This is a genomic window from Exiguobacterium sp. s46, from assembly GCF_018618875.1.
Classification (GTDB): Bacteria; Bacillota; Bacilli; order Exiguobacteriales; family Exiguobacteriaceae; genus Exiguobacterium_A; species Exiguobacterium_A abrahamii.
Map to the genome: position 1 here is coordinate 158,529 of NZ_JACSMY010000004.1, position 18,375 is coordinate 176,903.

16 protein-coding genes are annotated in these 18,375 nt (G+C 46.2%); 4 read left to right on the plus strand and 12 right to left on the minus strand.

Annotation, left to right across the window (positions count from 1 at the left end):
• Window positions 1-149: 149 nt before the first annotated feature.
• Genes KNQ08_RS15345 through KNQ08_RS15365 form a run of 5 tightly spaced genes read right to left on the minus strand, consistent with a single transcriptional unit; the run spans window position 150 to window position 3,623 of the window.
• Complete coding sequence (locus tag KNQ08_RS15345) at window positions 150-779, minus strand: response regulator (protein ID WP_023467256.1); 630 nt, start codon at window positions 777-779, stop codon at window positions 150-152.
• Entirely contained in the window at window positions 776-1,801 is a 1,026-nt protein-coding gene (locus KNQ08_RS15350) for a sensor histidine kinase (protein ID WP_034785901.1), read from the minus strand. The genes KNQ08_RS15345 and KNQ08_RS15350 overlap by 4 nt, the downstream gene beginning before the upstream one ends.
• The gene (gene liaF, locus KNQ08_RS15355) at window positions 1,798-2,538 is read right to left on the minus strand and encodes a cell wall-active antibiotics response protein LiaF (RefSeq protein ID WP_251055875.1); all 741 of its coding nucleotides are present in this window, start codon (window positions 2,536-2,538) and stop codon (window positions 1,798-1,800) included. The genes KNQ08_RS15350 and liaF overlap by 4 nt, the downstream gene beginning before the upstream one ends.
• Window positions 2,539-2,576: 38 nt before the next feature.
• Entirely contained in the window at window positions 2,577-3,194 is a 618-nt protein-coding gene (locus tag KNQ08_RS15360; RefSeq protein WP_029340865.1) for a PspA/IM30 family protein, read from the minus strand.
• 51 nt (window positions 3,195-3,245) lie between these two features.
• Window positions 3,246-3,623, minus strand: coding sequence for a lmo0954 family membrane protein (locus KNQ08_RS15365; RefSeq protein ID WP_023467260.1), 378 nt, complete (start codon window positions 3,621-3,623; stop codon window positions 3,246-3,248).
• A 306-nt stretch (window positions 3,624-3,929) separates the two neighbouring features.
• Between KNQ08_RS15365 and rsgA the strand changes: the two genes are divergently transcribed.
• On the plus strand, window positions 3,930-4,946 hold the full coding sequence (gene rsgA, locus KNQ08_RS15370) for a ribosome small subunit-dependent GTPase A (RefSeq protein ID WP_167507601.1): 1,017 nt from the start codon (window positions 3,930-3,932) through the stop codon (window positions 4,944-4,946).
• Window positions 4,947-5,018: 72 nt separating this feature from the next.
• Here rsgA and abc-f read toward each other — a convergent pair whose 3' ends face one another.
• From abc-f to pflB, 4 genes are all read right to left on the minus strand, one after another.
• Complete coding sequence (abc-f, locus tag KNQ08_RS15375; protein ID WP_214725288.1) at window positions 5,019-6,719, minus strand: ribosomal protection-like ABC-F family protein; 1,701 nt, start codon at window positions 6,717-6,719, stop codon at window positions 5,019-5,021.
• Between the two features lie 20 nt (window positions 6,720-6,739).
• Complete coding sequence (locus tag KNQ08_RS15380; protein WP_158408684.1) at window positions 6,740-6,907, minus strand: hypothetical protein; 168 nt, start codon at window positions 6,905-6,907, stop codon at window positions 6,740-6,742.
• 86 nt (window positions 6,908-6,993) lie between these two features.
• On the minus strand, window positions 6,994-7,713 hold the full coding sequence (gene pflA, locus KNQ08_RS15385; RefSeq protein ID WP_149426865.1) for a pyruvate formate-lyase-activating protein: 720 nt from the start codon (window positions 7,711-7,713) through the stop codon (window positions 6,994-6,996).
• Between the two features lie 34 nt (window positions 7,714-7,747).
• Window positions 7,748-9,997 carry a formate C-acetyltransferase gene (gene pflB / locus KNQ08_RS15390; protein ID WP_149426866.1) on the minus strand — a complete coding sequence of 750 codons (2,250 nt, stop codon included), beginning with the start codon at window positions 9,995-9,997 and terminating at the stop codon, window positions 7,748-7,750.
• Window positions 9,998-10,336: 339 nt separating this feature from the next.
• Here pflB and KNQ08_RS15395 point away from each other — a divergent pair, with 339 nt between their 5' ends.
• From KNQ08_RS15395 to KNQ08_RS15405, 3 genes are read left to right on the plus strand one after another with little or no spacing between them, the layout of a single operon-like run.
• Window positions 10,337-10,765 (plus strand): hypothetical protein, encoded by a 429-nt coding sequence (locus KNQ08_RS15395; RefSeq protein WP_023467265.1) that lies wholly within the window; start codon window positions 10,337-10,339, stop codon window positions 10,763-10,765.
• A gap of 28 nt (window positions 10,766-10,793) precedes the next feature.
• Complete coding sequence (locus tag KNQ08_RS15400; protein WP_023467266.1) at window positions 10,794-11,966, plus strand: DEAD/DEAH box helicase; 1,173 nt, start codon at window positions 10,794-10,796, stop codon at window positions 11,964-11,966.
• A complete protein-coding gene (locus tag KNQ08_RS15405; RefSeq protein WP_149426868.1) occupies window positions 11,963-12,607 on the plus strand; it encodes a hypothetical protein in 645 nt (214 codons plus the stop codon). Before KNQ08_RS15400 ends, KNQ08_RS15405 begins: the two co-directional genes overlap by 4 nt.
• A gap of 55 nt (window positions 12,608-12,662) precedes the next feature.
• Here the strand turns inward: KNQ08_RS15405 and KNQ08_RS15410 are convergent, their stop codons facing one another.
• The 3 genes from KNQ08_RS15410 to KNQ08_RS15420 form a co-directional block, all read right to left on the minus strand.
• Window positions 12,663-14,450 (minus strand): GGDEF domain-containing protein, encoded by a 1,788-nt coding sequence (locus KNQ08_RS15410; RefSeq protein WP_214806273.1) that lies wholly within the window; start codon window positions 14,448-14,450, stop codon window positions 12,663-12,665.
• 10 nt (window positions 14,451-14,460) lie between these two features.
• A complete protein-coding gene (locus KNQ08_RS17050; RefSeq protein WP_214806275.1) occupies window positions 14,461-16,302 on the minus strand; it encodes a diguanylate cyclase domain-containing protein in 1,842 nt (613 codons plus the stop codon).
• A gap of 171 nt (window positions 16,303-16,473) precedes the next feature.
• Window positions 16,474-18,375, minus strand: a complete 1,902-nt coding sequence (locus KNQ08_RS15420; protein WP_214806277.1) for an ABC-F family ATP-binding cassette domain-containing protein — start codon at window positions 18,373-18,375, stop codon at window positions 16,474-16,476.

The window sequence follows — 18,375 nt, forward strand, 5'->3', positions numbered from 1 at the left end:
GTAGGAGTTGCGTGTGACGCGTCATTCTTTTTATTACGAGGTAAGGGAGGCAGATCATCAATCTACCTCCCTTATCTTTGTAGAGACTGACTTTTGAGTCAGCCCCTTATTTGCGTGAGCTTAAGGAATAAGTAATGAAGGGCTAAATCTTATTTGACGAGATTATGCTTGAAGGCATAGACGACAGCTTGTGTACGGTCTACGACATCGAGTTTCGATAAGATGTTCGAGACGTGTGTCTTAACGGTTTTTAAGGAAATGAATAATTCGTCTGCGATTTCTTGGTTCGCCATACCACGAGCCATCAATTGAAGAACTTCCTGCTCACGTTCCGTCAAATCATCATGTAAGTGTGTCGTAGGACGACGAAGACGTTCCATCATTTTACCAGTCACTTGTGCTGCCATGACGGATTGACCGTTTGCCGTCTTGCGAATCGCTTCTGCGATGTCAAAGGCGCTAGCCGTTTTTAAGACATAACTCATCGCACCAGCTTCAATGACAGGATAAACTTTCTCATCATCAAGAAAACTCGTCACGACGAGAATCTTTGCTTCCGGCCAGTCTTTGCGGATCAGTCGCGTTCCTTCGACACCATCGACTGGTTCCATTACTAAATCCATCAAGATGACATCCGGTCGGTGTTCAAGCGCAAGCAAGGCTCCTGCTTGACCATCCGACGCTTCGGCGACGACCTCGATGTCTGGTTGTGTGGAAAGGAAAGCAGACACACCGGCCCGGACCATCTCGTGATCATCTACTAATAATACGCGTATCATACTTGCACCATCCGATCTTTTCTAAGTTTGACTTCGATTTGGGTTCCTTGTCCCGGAACACTGACGAGACGAATCGTTCCGCCCATCTCAGCCGTCCGTTCCCGCATCGAATTAATGCCATAAGAGGCAAGTTTTTTTTCATCAACGACGAATCCAACACCATCATCATTCATGCTTAAAATGATCGTTTCGTTGAATTGTCGGAGTTCGATATCCATATGAGACGCTTTCGCGTGACGTAATGCATTCGTCAATCCTTCTTGAACGATTCGGAACAACTCGTTTTCAATTTGTCGTGGAAGTGACATCTCTTCTAACTTCCAACTCAATTGTGTGGACTGCTTTCTAGATAATTCTTCGAGCAGTTGCGAAAGTCCTTGTTGTAACGTCATCCCTTCGAGTTCGACAGGGCGAAGCTGAAGTAAGAGGGAGCGCATTTCAGACTGCGCCGTTTGCGCCATCGTCTCGACCATCTCGATCTGTTTGGCTGCAGCTTCAGGTTGAGACAGAATCGTCTGTTTAGCTGCTGTCGTCATCATGGAGATGGCATAGAGCTGTTGCGAAACGGAGTCGTGTAAATCACGTGCGAGTCGCTTTCGTTCCTCCGTGACGGCTTGAACTCTTACTTGTTCAACATGTTGCGGACGTGTACTGATTTTTTGGACGGTCTCGACTTGTTCGTCGATACGTTTTCCAATCCGCGACAAGCGCGTCAGCGTATGAAAGTAGGGACCCGGAACGATCGTCACATCTTTTCCTTGCTCGAGTTCAATGATGGCAGTCGTGACACGTTTGAAGTCACGTCGCAAGAAAAAGTAATGCATGCTACCAATGGCAAGCGGTAGTAATAACGAGAGTCCGATGACGAGTAGAAGGACAGGGAAATCTTGTTGACGGACGAATAGGACATGCCAATCGACTTGTCGTGTACTTAAGAATAACAACGTCGTCATGACGGCAGTCAAAAAGCCCGTCATGACTTGGAGTGCAATGACACCAAGCGGGAATTGATCACGCTTCATATCGAAGACACCTCCACGTTGCCAATACCGAGCATGACATGAATGCGAACCTTCCGCGTCGCTTCACCGTATTCCGGTGCCCGGAATTGAATGCGTCGATTGAAGAAGGTCGGAATCCGGCGGATGTCCGTCTTGACGCTTCCGAAGCCGATTGACGTGTCGAGTGTATAGTCGTAGCCGGACGGTAAAAGAATTCGGACGTCCCCGACGACACCACTGACGACGATCAAGGTCTCGCCTTCTGGAACATAGGCGTGCGTCAAATCGATTTCTAAATCCTTGACGATGAACTGTTCGCTCAAATCCTGTAAGACGTACGGTGCATCGGCTTGAGTCGAGAAGGAGTAAGCGGGTTGAATCTTGATCCCTTCCTCTTCATATTGATGCGGAGCAATCCGTGAAAATAAAAATTCGCGGACAGAATGTCGTGTCACGAGAATGATCCCAAGATAGAGCAAGATACCAGCAATGACAAAACCGATGGCAGCCGAACTAAGGACGACGCCAGCAAGAATGATCGTACCGACGATGTAAAAGAGGATTGCTAATTTTTCATGATTACGTCGTCGGAAATGAATCCCGACATAATACAGCAGGAACGGAAATAAGACACCAAACAATACATTTCCTGCACCAGACAATAGGTCATAGAACAGACCGAGGGCGAACAGGATCGATACGTAACCGACCAGTTGTTTCGTACTTAATCGTCGCACGATCAATCTCCTTTCTAACATGACAAAGGGAGGCATACGCCTCCTTCATCATTAATTGCTTATTGGTGAATGCGGCGTTCGAGTTCAGCGATACGCGCATCGATATCATCTTCATCAACGGCTGGTTGTTTTGCTTCAGGCTCTTCCGCCGTGAACGGATGTGCTTCTTCTTTTATAGTAGCATTTGGTTCGCGATCTAGCACCTGGTTCATCTTGTTTTTTAAGTTCGAGACGTTTTCGCGCATCATCCATTCGTACCGTTTGTTTTGTAGATCTTCGAGCTTCAACTTCAACTCGAGGGCTTCACGTTCCAATTCATTCAGCTCGCGTTTCGTCTCAGCGACGAGTTCTTCGAAGAAGCGGTATTGCTCCCCATAATGCTTCGATTCGATGGCTGCGCGCTCAGCCAGTTGTTGTTCACCGGCTTCGTTTGCGATTTCGACTTGCTTGAAGCGTTTATCTGCTAAATCCTTCGCTTCTTCTTGTTTATGCGTTAATTCTTGCAGTAATGTCCGTTGACGCTCGAGAAGTCGATCAATCTCTTTTAGATCAGCTTCTGTAGATCGAATATGACGAACGAGCTTTTTAGCAGGTACTTCACCCTGTTCGGCTGCTTTTTTGACTTCTGTCATCATTTGTGTCGCAAAATCGTTGAGTTGATCAAATACGTTTTTCATGAAAAAATTCCTCCTTGGAAGTGGCGAATGATATCGGGTCACACATTTTGATTAGAAACGTTTTTCGTCTAGGTCTTTCCAGTCTGCTTCGAAATGTGTCGTTGATGTACGGCGACGGTTGAAGAGATCTTGAACATTGACACGTTGTAGTTTCATACGCATGTAACCGACGTACAATGCGATGGCTGCTGCGATTCCGATGACTGCCCAGATGTTCGAGAGGGCAAGTCCGATTCCGATGGCTGCTAGGAATCCGAAGCCGAGTTTCGCTGGCCATTTGTTCGACTGCATGAACTTACTGATCGAATAGAACGCGAGTAACGCCCCTAAACCAAGTCCGATCATATGCGGTAATGTTCCGATGACGACGGCAAGTAACGCCAGTCCGGCGAGAATCATCACCAGTTGTTTTCCTTTCGATTGCTTCATGAGGAAGCCTCCCTTGTGTTGATACCTTTATGATACGGGAGTCCTTCTATTCCTACGACACTCTTTGGACCGTATTTGCTCTCGGGCTTAAGGCGGAGAGAAGGTCTGACTTTAAGGGAAGCGCTATCAGCACCAATGATTCATGTGATACTCTATAAGGGAATCGAATCGAGAGGAGTGATGTTGATGAGTGCAACAATCAACGTAAACCAAGTAACATGTGTCGGAAACCAGGGAGGGGTTTCCCTCCCTTAAATCAGAGGAGGAAACCATTTGAACGAATGGGGTACACCACCTGTCTACGAAATGACAGGAACAGAACGATTAGGACGGATTACAGCCGTCTATCAAACACATTATCGCGTCATGACGGAAACAGGAGAATCGCTGAGCGAACTGTCTGGTAAATTGCGTTTTCAATCGGGAACGAAAGCTGAATTGCCAGCGGTTGGTGACTGGATCATCCAAACAGAGCGAGAGCCAGGCAAAGGACGAATCGAACGTGTCTTACCACGATCTTCTCAATTTTCCCGAAAAGCGGCAGGAACGGAGACTGAGGAACAAATCATCTGCGCGAATGTCGACGTTGCCTTGCTCGTCATGGCTTTTGGACATGACTTCAACGTCCGTCGACTGGAACGTTATTTAACGGTTGCTTGGGATGCAGGGGTGACACCAATCATCGTCCTGACGAAAAAAAGTCTGATGCCGTCGATTGAAACGGAACTGCAGGCTGTCGAAGCGATCGCGTTCGGAACACCAATCCTTGCCGTTGATTCTTTAACTGGTGACGGATTAGAGGAGTTGCGTGAACAGTTACAAATCAAGCAGACAATCGTGTTAGTTGGGTCGTCCGGCGTCGGGAAGTCGACGCTCGTCAATGCTTTAGCTGGAGAACAGTTAATGGAGACGGGTGGCGTACGAGAAGACGATGAACGCGGACGTCACACGACGACACATCGCGAACTGAAACGACTATCGAACGGTCTATTGCTTGTTGATACACCGGGGATGCGAGAATTGGCCTTATGGGATGGCAGTGACGGTTTATCGTCGACGTTTTCCGATATTGAGGAGCTTGCTGAAAACTGTCGTTTCCGAGACTGTGAACATGATAAGGAACCGGGATGTGCCGTTCGGATAGCTTTAGAAGATGGCACACTAACTGCTGAGCGCTGGAACAGCTTCGTCAAGCTAAAACGAGAAATCGCCTATGCGGAACGCAAGCAAAACGTGGCGTTGCAGGCGGCGGAGAAAGAAAAGTGGAAAAAAATCCACAAGCAGGCCCAAGCGCATACGAAAGTGAAGTATCAAAAGCGATAATACGATTGATATATGAAAAGCATCTGCAACGGAAAAAGGAGTCTCTTTTTCTATGCAGATGCTTTTTTCTCGTTATTCTTTTGAAAGTGATTCATTTGTTTCTGTATGGAACGGCACGTTACCCGTCAACGCATCAAGACGATGTAAGTCGGATTGAATCGCTTCAGGGTCACTTCGGCGCGCGTTTCGTACCGTGGCCGTTCCGACCGGATGATCGTTGAATCCAGTCGTTAAATCAAACGTCCGATTCGACAGCCGATCGGTAAAATAACGATCGTGAGAGACGAAGATGAGCTCACCAGGGAAAACATCGAGGGCGGCTTCGATTTGTTCACGAGTCGCAAGGTCCAAATAGTTCGTTGGTTCATCGAGAATAAGCAAGTGAGCACCAGAAAAATACAGACGTAAGAAAGCGATCCGACATTTCTCACCCATACTGGCGTCGGAAATCGACCGGTAAACATCATCGCGACGGAATAAAAAGCAGGCGAGCAACGTCCGGGCGTCCGTTTCACTCATCGTGCCGTACTCAAGTAACGCCTCTAACAACGTACCGGATGTCGGTAAGTGGGAAAGGGCTTGTGAAAAATAGCCGGTCTTCAATCGAGGATGACGGATTACGTTCCCTTGATGAGGAGCATATTCGCCCTCGATGAGACGCAGTAAGGTCGTTTTCCCGCTTCCATTCGGTCCGATGACAGCAATTCGGTCACCACGTTCTACCGTAAACGAAACGTCGTTTAGGATCGGTTTCGTCTCATGCACGAATGAGACACGTTCGAACGAAATCAGTCGTTTCGCACGAATTGCTTCATGTTCGAATGCGACGTGAACAGTCGGTGCAACCTGTGGTTTTTGTACACGATCCTCGAGTAGACGCTCGAGTTGCTGCTCTTTTGCCTTGACCTTCGTCGCATGTTTAGCAGCCTTCTTTTTCGCATACGGATCCCGTTCACTCGCTTGATTCGAGGCTTTTTGATGCCATTGCCGGTATCCTTGAATCATGCGTGTCAGCTCTTTACGGGTGCGTTCTTGTTTTTCGTACGCTCGTTGTTGCGACAGAGCTTGATGTTCCTTTTGTTCTTTATAGGACTGATAGTTTCCGCTGTATCGCGTTGCCCCTGATTCGGATAATTCAATGACGGCATCAGCCGTTGCGTCGATGAAGAATCGTTCGTGTGAGACGTAGAGAATCGAGGTCCGTGACATGTTGACCCATTCCGTGAGCCACTCGAGTGTCTCTTGATCCAGATGATTCGTCGGTTCATCGAGAATGATGAAATCAGGTCGTGACAGAAGCAGGCAGGCAAGTTGGAGGCGCGTCTGTTCACCACCGCTTAAACTGGATGCTTTGTGTGTCCAGAGTGCTTCCTCTAATTTGACTTCTTTTAAGACGCGTGCTGCATCTGCTTCAAGCGAGAAGGCGTCCTGATCGAGTGCTTGTTGATAGATCGTCAAGTCACCATTCATGGCATTAGCGCGAAGTTGATAACGAACCGCATCCGCTCGTTCGACGACATCAAGAACGGTGTGATCGCCCGCTACGAAGTGTTGTGATAGTAGACCGAGTTTTTTGTAATGACGCTTGATCGAACCGTCAGTCGGCTGAAGTTGGTCAGCGATCAAGTGTAACAGTGTCGTTTTTCCGATGCCGTTCGGACCGATTAAGGCGACATGTTCACCGGTATGAATATGAAAAGAAACGTCCGAGAAAAGACGTCGTTCGTCGTAGTCCATCGATAGGTGTTGGATCGTAAGTGTTTCAGTAGGCATAAAAGCAGCTCCTTTAGTGTTCATTTCCGATAAGATGAAATGAAAAACACACCATCCGAAGCGAGCGGATGGTGTGCCGGAGTGTAACTCAAAGAAGGTGCTGGCCAGAGGTTGGTCACACCGAAAAAGAGCAGACTCGTAGCGTCAGACATCCGCAACTGCATTGCGAAAGAGATGATTTCATTCATCAAGCGACGTGTACGAGTGATTGCTTCATTTCGGTGTTGTACCTCCTGTTCATAGTCTATGCCGTCATTGTAACAAACTGGAAACGTTAACACAAGTACGATTCAAGTAAGGTTTGCGCAGTATCCGTTTCTTCTGATGAAGGGGGAAGCACATCAGTTAACGGATATGCATGACCGAGGTTTTCCCACTTATAGACACCGAGTTGATGATACGGGAGTACTTCGACGCGCTCGACGTTTCCGAGCGTCCGGATGAACTCGCCGGTCTGACGGAGGAAATGTTCTGACATCGTAATACCTGGAACGAGGACATGGCGAATCCAGACGGGAATGTTTCGCTCGGCTAGGCGTTTTGCGAAGGCGAGTGTATTGGCGTTACTCCGTCCAGTCAAGACGCGACAAGCGGCATCGTCGATATGTTTGATATCGAGTAGTACTAGATCTGTCGCATCGAGAATCGCATCGATGTTTTTCGGGACGACGGATCCCGCGGTATCGATGACCGTATGCAGTCCATGGCGTTTTGCTTCTGTTAAAGCAGCCTCCAAGAATTCAGGCTGAGCGAGCGGTTCACCTCCAGAGAAGGTGATTCCGCCACCCGTGGCCTCGAAAAAGGAGCGATAGCTGATCGCTTCTTTTACGACTTCGTCTGCTGAGACACGCCGTCCGCAACCGAACTCCCATGTATCCACGTTATGACAGTATTGACATCGTAGTGGACATCCTTGCGTAAAGACGATGAATCGAATGCCAGGACCATCGACTGTTCCACATGATTCAACGGAATGGATCATACCATAGGTCATCCTGCTCACTTCCTTTCACATACTACACATCATTTTAGAGAGAACCGTGGAACGTTCGATTGATGACATCGATCTGTTGTTCACGCGTCAGTTTAATGAAGTTGACGGCATAACCGGATACCCGAATCGTTAACTGTGGATATTTTTCTGGATGCTCCATGGCATCGAGTAACGTCTCACGGTCAAAGACGTTGACATTCAAATGGTGTCCTTTTGAAGTCGTACCACCCATATATCCGTCAAGTAATCCGACTGTATTGCGAATGCGTGTGTCTTCATCCTTACCAAGTGCTTTTGGCACGATCGAGAACGTGTAGGAAATCCCGTCGAGCGCATGTTCATATGGTAATTTTCCGACAGATGTCAGTGCGGCGACAGCTCCTCTAGTGTCACGTCCATGCATCGGGTTAGCACCCGGTGCGAATGGTTCACCCGCACGGCGTCCATCTGGCGTATTTCCTGTTTTTTTACCGTAGACGACGTTTGAAGTAATCGTCAGGACAGACTGCGTCGGAAGGGCATTGCGATACGTTGGATGTTTACGGATTTTCTCCATGAACAGTGTGACGAGATCGACCGCCATCTGATCCACCCGTTCATCGTTATTCCCGAACTTCGGAAACTCGCCTTCGATCTTGAAATCAACTGCAATCCCATCCGCATCTCGGATTGGACGAACTGTTGCGTAACGGATGGCGGATAGACTGTCAGCGACGACCGATAAACCAGCGATACCGCATGCCATCGTCCGTAAGATTTCTGGATCATGTAAAGCCATTTCAATCCGTTCGTAGCTATACTTATCATGCATGTAGTGGATGACATTCAGTGTGTTGACGTACAGTTCTGCGAGCCAATCGAGTTGACGATCATAAGCCGCCATGACGGTTTCGTAATCGAGTACTTCATCGAGCATCAGTGGTGTAGCTGGGGCAACTTGGATTTTGAGCTTCTCGTCCATTCCGCCATTGATCGTATAGAGTAATGCTTTTGCCAGGTTTGCTCGCGCACCGAAGAACTGCATCTGTTTCCCGATCTTCATCGCGGAGACACAACAAGCGATGCCGTAATCATCTCCATAAACCGGTAACATCAAATCATCGTTTTCATATTGAATCGAGCTTGAAACGATCGACATCTTCGCACAGAATTCCTTGAATCCGCGTGGAAGCTGAGTAGACCAGAGAACGGTTAGATTCGGTTCCGGTGCCGGACCAAGTGTCGAGAGAGTGTGTAAGAAGCGGAATGAACTTTTCGTGACGTTTGATCGTCCATCTTCACTCATTCCACCGATTGATTCCGTTACCCACGTCGGATCACCTGAGAACAGATCGTTGTAGTCTGGTGTCCGTAAGAACTTAACGATCCGAAGCTTCATGACGAAATGATCGACGAGTTCTTGTGCAGTCTCTTCCGTCAAGCGACCAGCCGCAAGATCACGTTCGACATAAATATCAAGGAACGTCGAGACTCGACCGAGTGACATGGCTGCCCCGTTTTGCTCTTTGATGGCAGCAAGATAGGCAAGATAGACCCACTGGAATGCTTCTTGTGCTGTTTCTGCAGGGCGGGAGAGATCGAAACCATAGCGAGCTCCAAGCTCGGTCAATTCCGTTAATGCGCGCAACTGTTCATTCATCTCTTCACGGTCGCGAATCATCGATTCAGATAAGAACCCGCCACGTGCCTTTAAATCCTTCTTACGTTCTTCGATCAAGCGTGCCGTTCCGTACAAAGCAACACGACGATAGTCACCGATGATCCGTCCGCGACCATAAGCATCAGGTAATCCGGTGATAATACCGGCTTTACGTGCAGCGCGCATCTCAGGGGTATAGGCATCGAAAACCCCTTGGTTATGTGTCTTCCGGTACTCGCTGAAAGTTTTCGTGACGGTCTCGTCTGCTTCAAAGCCATACGCAGCTAGGGCATCATTCACCATCCGAATCCCACCGTTCGGATGAATCGAACGTTTAAACGGTTCGTCTGTCTGTAAACCGACGATTTTTTCGAGTGAACGATTCAGATACCCTGCATCATGCGAGAGGATCGTTGATGGTGTTTTAGCATCGACGGCATACACACCACCACGTTGTCGCTCTTCATTCGTCAGCTGTAGAATTTGTTGCCAGAGACGTTCCGTTGCTTGCGTCGGACCGACTAAAAAGTGATCATCTCCTGTATATTCCGTGCGATTGAGTCGGATGAAGTCTGCGACATCAATCGTCTTTACCCATTCACCAGACGTAAAGTTCGTCCAAGCACTCGTTTTTTCTAATAACATGGATACCACTCCTTTAATATTGAGCTAATCATCAGTTCCTTATGTGAATAGTGTAACAAAAGGAAGGGGTGATTCCCTTTACGTTCATGTGAATGTTTTAACAAGTGGACAAACGTTGATATGACGGGCTTTCTTTATTTCTGTATTCATATGAAAATAGTTTAAAAAAAACAGTTTTAGATTGCTAATTCAAGGTTTTTTGGAAACTGTATGAGTTGATTTGAAAAAGATTCACTAGAACAGTTGAAACTGTGAGGAATGTCACGCTACGGTGCCTTGTATTTTTAAGACGTATCGTTGACAATGAAAAAGGGAATATAGAACGTGGAGGTGTGCCAAATGGAGTATGTATCATTAACACAACAAGGAGAGTATCAGTCAGGAGACTGGGTCTCGCTGAAAATCGGATCGGACGGTTCAACGCGAACGGGAATGATCACGGAATTCGAAAATGATGGATTCTGGATTCGGTTTGAAGATGATTTTGATTATGAAGACTTTATCGGCTATGATGAATCGTATTGGATTGCGCTTGTTCGTCGTCCGGTTGACGTAAAAGCGACGTATGCGAGTCTTGCGGAGTACCCGGCACTCGCTGCAGAATTACAGGATCGTGTCATCCAAGGATTCGAAATTTTAGAAGAAGAAGCCGGTGAAAGCGAGATTCGATTCCATATTCGATTGCTCGACGCAGGAAATGAATATACACAGACATTACGGGGATACCGTGATGCATCAGGAGATCATGTCGAATACGTAACGGCATGATGGAATTAAGAGAGTAGGAGAAATCGTTATGAACTTTACAAAACCATTTTTACAGGAAGCATGGGAACGCGCACGCTTTACGGAGTTGATGCCTGTTCAAGAACAAGCGATTCCGTTGTTGCGCGAAGGAAAAGATGTCCTGGCGGAAGCGCCGACAGGAACAGGGAAGACGCTTGCCTATGTCATTCCAGCTTTAGAAAAGATTGAAGTAGAAGAACCACACGTGCAAGTAGTGATCACGGCACCAACACGGGAACTCGTCATGCAAATTCATCAAGTCATTCAATTGTTTGCTCAAGGAAGTGGTATCAAATCCGGTGCATTCATTGGTGGTGTTGAATTAAAACGACAATATGAACGATTGAAGAAAAAACCACAAATCATTGTTGGAACGCCAGGGCGTCTCGTTGAGTTGATCGATTCGAAGAAGCTGAAGATGCATAAGGTGAAATTGATCGTCTTGGACGAAGCGGATCAAATCTATGAGAGTGGTATGAGTGACTCGGCGACGCGAATCGCAAACAGTGCACTACGCGATCGTCAGTTAGCATTCGTCTCCGCGACATTACCGGAACGGACAGCAGAATGGGGACGGACGCTTGCAAACAACCCTGAGACGATTCGAGTTGAGCGTGCCGTCAGTACACAAGTGACATTCGGTTATTTGGAGACTTCACGTCGTCAGAAGCCGGAATTGTTACGTCGTCTGGCGAACATGCAAGGATCAAAAGTACTGACATTCATTAATAACCGTTCCTTCCTCGGACCATTGAATGGCGAGTTGAGTAAATTCTCATTGAAATACCGGATTTTAGACGCTGAAAAAGGCAAACGAGAGCGGATGGAGACATTGCGTTCTTATAAAAAGGGAGAGTTTCCTTTACTCGTCACGACAGGTCTTGCGGCACGTGGGTTAGATATCGAAGCAGTCACGCATGTCGTCCATTATGATTTGCCGGAGTCGCTTGACGATTTCGTACACCGTTCAGGTCGGACGGGACGTGGAAACGCGAACGGAATGGTACTTGCTCTTGTTACGGATCAAGACTTAAAACACTTAAAAACACTTGCGAAGCAAATGGGCGTCGAGATGGAAGCGATGGAAATTTATCGTGGGGAAGTCATTCCAAAACGTGAATTCACAGCACCTCAGACGATTAAACGACCGGCTACTCCTCACCGGAAAGGGCGATCGAAATGAAGAACGATCGAAAAGTAATTCCGTTTCCGACGACGGTTTCTGAAGCGGAAATGAATGCAGCCTTGAAGAAGATGTATCAAGAAGCAGCGACAGCGCGTAGTACGGATTGGGTCGCTTTCATTGAAGAGATTGCGACGGAGGGACGTTGGTATTTAAAAGATGCTGAATTGTTCCGGGACTTATTCGTAGATTGGGCAATCTTCTATGAGACGGATGATCAAGGAAAAACGCCGCACGGTCGTTTTCTTGAGCAGGTCAAAGAAGAGTTATCGCCTAGCCTCTACCGCGCCTTGCGTGGATTAGCGGACCCGATGCCTTCGTTGTTTCAAGTCGAGGCGGATGGTGTCGTTGATTTAATGTCAAAACAGACGTATCAAACGGATTTGTCTGAGATTGAAGTCGAACCAGGTGATTTGTTGATTGGAAAACTGCTCTACATTTCTGGGAAATGGCGCTTTGCGATTGCCTATATGAAAGTAGCGCGCGCACTGGTACCAGAAGTCCTCGCTTTGTTGACGGACTTCGTGGATGAAGTAGGAGAAGACGCGTTGCTTCGTCAGTATCCAGAATTTTGTGCGGAATTGATTGACTTACTCCTCGATATCGAAGAAGGCAATATTTCACCGAGACCAGAAGAATAATTGAAAAAACCTAGAATACATGACCTGATTATGGTCAACGTATTCTAGGTTTTTTTCATGAATCTGCTCGATATAGGGCGACATCGTTTTTATCCCGATGTTTCACGCGATACATGGCAAGGTCGGCTTGCTTTAAGCATGTTTCAAGATCAGCCTTATGACACGCGGTCACACCGATGCTTGCAGAAACGAATAAGGATTGTCCTTTATAAACGTAAGGACGTCTTAAAAAGTGTAAGAAGGATTTACATTTTCGACGTAAGGACAGTTCATCATCGGCGTGTAAGAGGATCGCGAACTCATCTCCACCAAGTCGATACACCTGTTCTAAAGAATTCGTATGCTCGCTCAATCGTTTCGCGACTTCGATCAATACGTAATCACCTGCTTCATGACCATACGTATCATTGACTTGCTTAAAACCGTCTAAATCGACTACCGCAAGATAATTCATCTCGAGGAGATGGTTTGAAAAATCTCGCTCCAACGAACGACGGTTTCCGATACTTGTCAAGGCGTCATGGTAGGCGTGGTATTCGATCCTTTTTTGCCGGAGCTTTCGTTCAGTGACGTCATGTAAAATCGTGAAACGTCCCATCGAGGTGGCAGCAATCTGAATCGGAATATCAATGATCTCATACTTTCTGTGTTGTTCATCTTCATACTCATCGATATCTGTCTCAAGTGTTTCTAATAAGTGACGCATCGTACGAGGTATATGTTCAATCGTCATGTCGGGTAAATGAAACAGACGTTGGGCAGCTAAATTTGCGTATAGTGCCGTTCCAGATTGATCGAGTCGAATCATCGGGTCAGGATGACCGAGAAAGAGTGGAATGACTTGCTGTTCACTATCTTTGATTTGTTGTTTGCGATGTTCGATGCGTGAAGCGAGTTGTTCATTCCGTTCGTGTAATTGTGCAACGATCAACCTATGCTGACGAGCAATCAAGATTTGTCGAATGATTAGTAAAACTAAAATGATGAAGATATCGAGCTTCCCGCCTTCTTGTTCCACCATATAGTGAATGAATAAAGGAACGGCCAGTAGAGGGAGCCAGGAACGGGGAATGACCTTCGTTCGAGTGGTTCCTTCTTCAATATGATCAATATGCCATAAAATAGCTGCACTTTGCGCCAAACGGATCAAGATCGGGAAAAACAATAGATAATTTGCTGAGAAGTCCGGGAAATAAACACTTGAGACTTCGTAGATACCGCGAATGAAAATGGATAAGAACAATAAGAATAATGCCATCCTTGATACCCAATGAGTTTCTTGAATGAACGTGAAATAGAAGAAGACGAATAAACCGAGTGATGTATTCGTAATGACGATGATGGCATAAGGAACAGTTTGCAGTCCCGGATTCGTCAATTCATTGAGGACATGAAACGCAACAAGTGCTATGAAAACGACGATGATCGCGGCATCGACGAAAGCGAGCACGTGTTGTCCGAGTGTCCGTTTTGTGATGATTCGGTAAAAAATCGCGTATAAGAATACGTAATGAGATATTGAAAATAAAATCAGGCTATAAATAGATGGAACTGGAAAGTCTGGATCGAAGAAATGTAATGTCTCAAGAACGGAACCGATGCAGGATAAAGCCAGTGATCCTAAAGCGATCAGCCAAAACTTTCGTCTGGGTACGACCAATGTTTGTTCCTTACGATAAGCAGTAAGAATAAAGTAAGCAATCAATCCAAGAGAGGCATACTGTAGTACTTGTTCAACGATCCGATTAGAGATGGAAGGAGTCCATGTAGCAAGGATCATTAGAGCAAAAGATATGACGAGCATGGCAGGAAACCAACGGATGAAATAGTTCGATTTAAGCATGAACTCCCTCCTAACGTTTAATTTGAGTAGCGAACAAAAAATTGTTTTTTTCGGTCTTCTTAATATGGTACATGGCTTCATCTGCTCGAATCAATAATTGTTCAGAGCTTTTACCATCTTCAGGGTATAAGGAAATTCCGATTGATGGTGTGACTTGAAGCGTATGTGTCTGGATGTAGAACGGATGATTTAGAACTTCGAGAACGTGTTCGGCAAACTGGCGTGTTTCCGAAGCAGATGCCTGAATGAAGATCAAGAACTCATCTCCTCCAAGACGTGCAACGAGATCAGTTGACGTCGTCATCGATTGAAGGCGGCTCGCCGTCTCTTGTAAAACGAGGTCACCAACATCATGCCCATAAGTGTCATTGATTTGTTTGAAACCGTCTAAATCAATGAATAGTAAGGAGCCGTATTCTAACGTCGGCAGAGTCAGATAAAGTTGTTCCTCGAAGTAACGCCGGTTTGGCAAATGCGTGAGCGAATCATGGTACCCCATACGTTCTAGCCATACTTCCTGTTGATAATCTTCCGTGATATCCGCCAAGATGACGAAATAGCGTTGTTGATCCGGAATATCGATGATTGTCGTATTCAAAAAGATTTCCGAATGTTCCTCCGTGGCCGGTACATGTAGCAAGTGAGAGGGATAAATCAGCTGCGCTTGTTGAAGTAATGGAATGAGTCGATCGAGTTGTAGCCGTTGGCTCGGTCCGAGCGGTAAATCGCTCCATCCAGCTTCGACAGCAGCTGGATTGACAGATCGAATCTGATACGTAGCATCGATTTCAAGAACAACTTCTGGATAAGATAGAAAAAGCGACGTTAGTTCTTTTTCGCGTAACTGTAAGAGTGCTGTCTTTTGATGGACGATGTCTTCTAGATTCGTTTGCAGTGCTGTTGTTTCCTGTAACAACCGCAGATTTTCCTGATATGAAAAAAGCTGTCGTGTTAAAAATAATAAAAACGTAATGCCGACGGAAAGTGAGAAGAAGGTTTGGGAGACAGGGAAGAATGTAATGTAGAGAATCAGTACAGATAATAAGATGTACGACATCAAGGAACGCGTAAGTGTTTCGACCCGAATAAGAGTTGCTTGTTGTTCATGACTGATGGGAAGAGCGCGAGTATTCATGAAGGCAAGGATGAAGAGTCCGCTGAGTGGGTATAGCGGAAGCAATAAACCAGCTATTCGCGGTTCACCGTTCAATAACAACGTATAAAAAATAAAGTTCGTCATACCGAGCACGAACGTTCCGAGTACTAGGAAGAGGAACCCTAATCTCGATACGTTTCGCTTTAGTCCAGAAGCATAAAGTAAGAAAAAGAACAGCGTCAACAGAATCGTCAAGAAGGCATAGAAGGTCCAACTGATTTGCTCGAGCACCGTTCGCGTATAAGAGGGGACAAAGCGGAAAATAGCGATGTATCCAGCAATCATCGATACAGTGAACAATGTTAAAGAATCAAGAATCAATAATTTTTGTTTTTGAAACAAAGTCAAATCCAACTGCCGAAATAAGAAGATGACCATCATCGTTAAATGAACCGTATAAGGCAGATCCAGTAAGACGTTCAGGTTAACAGCGTTCCATTGAAAAAGACGACCAATCATATTGAGGAGATCGCCTAGAAAATACGAGAAAAAGGCGATCGATAACCATTTATATGGAATGGAAGATTGTTTGAAAGCCTTCGATTGACTAAGTAGGAAAATGACGAAAGAACCGACTAGACTAACGATCGCTGAAAGTTGTAACGAGCGATCTTGTGGCAATAGCCAGAGCAGGGTGTACGTGACAACTAAGTAGAATGCGACGGTAGGGTAGATGTTTTGAACGATCCGTTTCACCGGAACTCCTCCTTTCGCAAGCCTTCCATGAAAATGAAATATGCTATAACATTACCCGATATCTAGTTTGAATTCACATTTATTTTCAGATTTAAAATGAAAATAAGAGGCAATTCCCATTTCATGAAAAAAGCGGGGTTCTTCTTTAAGGAAGAACTCCGCTTATCGAAATTATTGATTAGATTGACGATAGTTTTCAAATGCCTCGATTTTTTCAGAAAGGTACGTCCAATACTCCATCCGTTCATCAAGCATCGCTTTCGTTTTTTCAATGGCTTGATACAGTTCATTGACTTTACCGAGATCGCTTCCTGCCGAAGCAAGTTCGGCTTCTAATTGCTCCAGTTCTGCCTCACTTTCTTCGATTTGTTGTTCAATGATTGCCCAATCTTGTTGTTCCTGATAACTTAGTTTCTTTGGCGTCTCTATCTTTGGTGCTGTAGCAACCTCAACCGTCTTTTCAACAACGATTGATGGAACGGGTGCTGTCATTTGCTCAAGATAGTCTGTATATTGTCCATAATAAAAGACGACATTCCCGTCTTCAAATGCAATCAAGCGATTGACGACCCGGTCGAGGAAGTAGCGATCGTGGCTGACCGTGATGACGGTGCCTGGGAATGATTCTAAATAATCTTCGAGTACGGATAACGTCTCAGTATCCAAGTCGTTCGTCGGCTCATCAAGGAAGAGGACGTTCGGTTCTTCCATCAAAATCGTCAACAATTTCAGACGTCGTTTTTCGCCGCCGGAAAGCTTACCGATTTGTTTATATTGGGCTTCCGGTTTAAAGAGAAACTGTTCGAGCATCTGACTTGCCGTGATCTCCTCGCCAGCGAGTGTCGTGATGACTTTTGCGATTCGTTCGACCTCATCGATGACACGACGTTCGGGATGCGTGAATTCGGCAAATTGCCCATAAAAGCCGATCTTCACCGTTTCGCCGTGAATGATTTCACCGGTTGTTGGTTCTAAGCGTTTCGCAAGGATTGAAAGAAGTGTTGATTTTCCACTCCCGTTTCGCCCTACGATGCCATACCGTTCTTTCCGTCCAATCAGAGCGTTAAACGATTCAAAAAGGGTCCGTTCACCAAATCGATGCGAGACATCATGCGCTTCGATGACTTTTTTACCAAGACGGGTCGAACCGACCTGTACTTCGAGTGTTGATTCTTCTTCCTCGTACGAGAGGTCTTGTAAAGCATCCACGCGCTGGATCCGCGCTTTTTGTTTCGTCGTCCGTGCCTTTGCTCCGCGGCGCAACCAGGCGAGTTCACGACGGAGGATGTTTTGACGTTTTTCTTCCATAGAAGCCGTCCGTTCACGACGTTCGGCACGTTTCTCAAGAAACGATTCATAGTTTCCGACATAGAAATAAGCCGTACCGTTCGCGATTTCCATCATATGATTCGTCACACGATTCAAGAAATAGCGATCGTGGGTAATCAGTAGAATCGCACCACGGTATTCCTTGATTTGAGTCTCAAGCCAACTGATCGTCTCAGCATCGAGTTCGTTCGTCGGCTCATCGAGCAGGAGAAGATCGGCTTCATCAAGTAAAGCTTCAGCGAGTCCGACACGCTTGCGTTGTCCTCCGGAAAGAGAGCCGATCAACGCGTTCAAGTCGAGGATGCCGAGTTTGTTTAAAATCATCTTTAAGCGTGATTCCGTGTCCCAAGCTTGCGCAGCATCGACTTCTGTCTGAGCTGTGATGAAGCGATTGAGTAGTGTTTCACTCGTCGGATTTTGTTCGAGTGCTAGACGCGCTGTTTCATAGTGACGTAACGCGTTAATTGTTGGTGTATCACCAGACAACAATACTTCCATGACCGTTTGGTCTTCCGGATAATCGGTCGTTTGCGATAGCAAGCGGATCCGATAATCATTCGGGTGATGCATCGTACCAGCGTCTGCCGTCTCTTTACCTGCCAAGATATGCAGGAGTGTCGACTTACCGGTACCATTGACGCCGATGATACCAATCCGGTCGCCAGGTGAGACAGAGAATGTCACATCTTCGAAGACGATTTTATCGGCGAATTCTTTTTTGAGATTTTCTGCTTTCATTAACAT

Coding starts and splice junctions, on each gene's coding strand:
- KNQ08_RS15380 (WP_158408684.1), bottom strand. CDS start 6,907: ATGAATGAAATCATCTCTTTCGCAATGCAGTTGCGGATGTCTGACGCT.
- KNQ08_RS15365 (WP_023467260.1), bottom strand. CDS start 3,623: ATGAAGCAATCGAAAGGAAAACAACTGGTGATGATTCTCGCCGGACTG.
- rsgA (WP_167507601.1), top strand. CDS start 3,930: ATGACAGGAACAGAACGATTAGGACGGATTACAGCCGTCTATCAAACA.
- KNQ08_RS15350 (WP_034785901.1), bottom strand. CDS start 1,801: ATGAAGCGTGATCAATTCCCGCTTGGTGTCATTGCACTCCAAGTCATG.
- pflA (WP_149426865.1), bottom strand. CDS start 7,713: ATGACCTATGGTATGATCCATTCCGTTGAATCATGTGGAACAGTCGAT.
- pflB (WP_149426866.1), bottom strand. CDS start 9,997: ATGTTATTAGAAAAAACGAGTGCTTGGACGAACTTTACGTCTGGTGAA.
- KNQ08_RS15395 (WP_023467265.1), top strand. CDS start 10,337: ATGGAGTATGTATCATTAACACAACAAGGAGAGTATCAGTCAGGAGAC.
- KNQ08_RS15400 (WP_023467266.1), top strand. CDS start 10,794: ATGAACTTTACAAAACCATTTTTACAGGAAGCATGGGAACGCGCACGC.
- liaF (WP_251055875.1), bottom strand. CDS start 2,538: ATGTTAGAAAGGAGATTGATCGTGCGACGATTAAGTACGAAACAACTG.
- KNQ08_RS15345 (WP_023467256.1), bottom strand. CDS start 779: ATGATACGCGTATTATTAGTAGATGATCACGAGATGGTCCGGGCCGGT.
- KNQ08_RS15420 (WP_214806277.1), bottom strand. CDS start 18,375: ATGTTAATGAAAGCAGAAAATCTCAAAAAAGAATTCGCCGATAAAATC.
- abc-f (WP_214725288.1), bottom strand. CDS start 6,719: ATGCCTACTGAAACACTTACGATCCAACACCTATCGATGGACTACGAC.
- KNQ08_RS15360 (WP_029340865.1), bottom strand. CDS start 3,194: ATGAAAAACGTATTTGATCAACTCAACGATTTTGCGACACAAATGATG.
- KNQ08_RS15405 (WP_149426868.1), top strand. CDS start 11,963: ATGAAGAACGATCGAAAAGTAATTCCGTTTCCGACGACGGTTTCTGAA.
- KNQ08_RS15410 (WP_214806273.1), bottom strand. CDS start 14,450: ATGCTTAAATCGAACTATTTCATCCGTTGGTTTCCTGCCATGCTCGTC.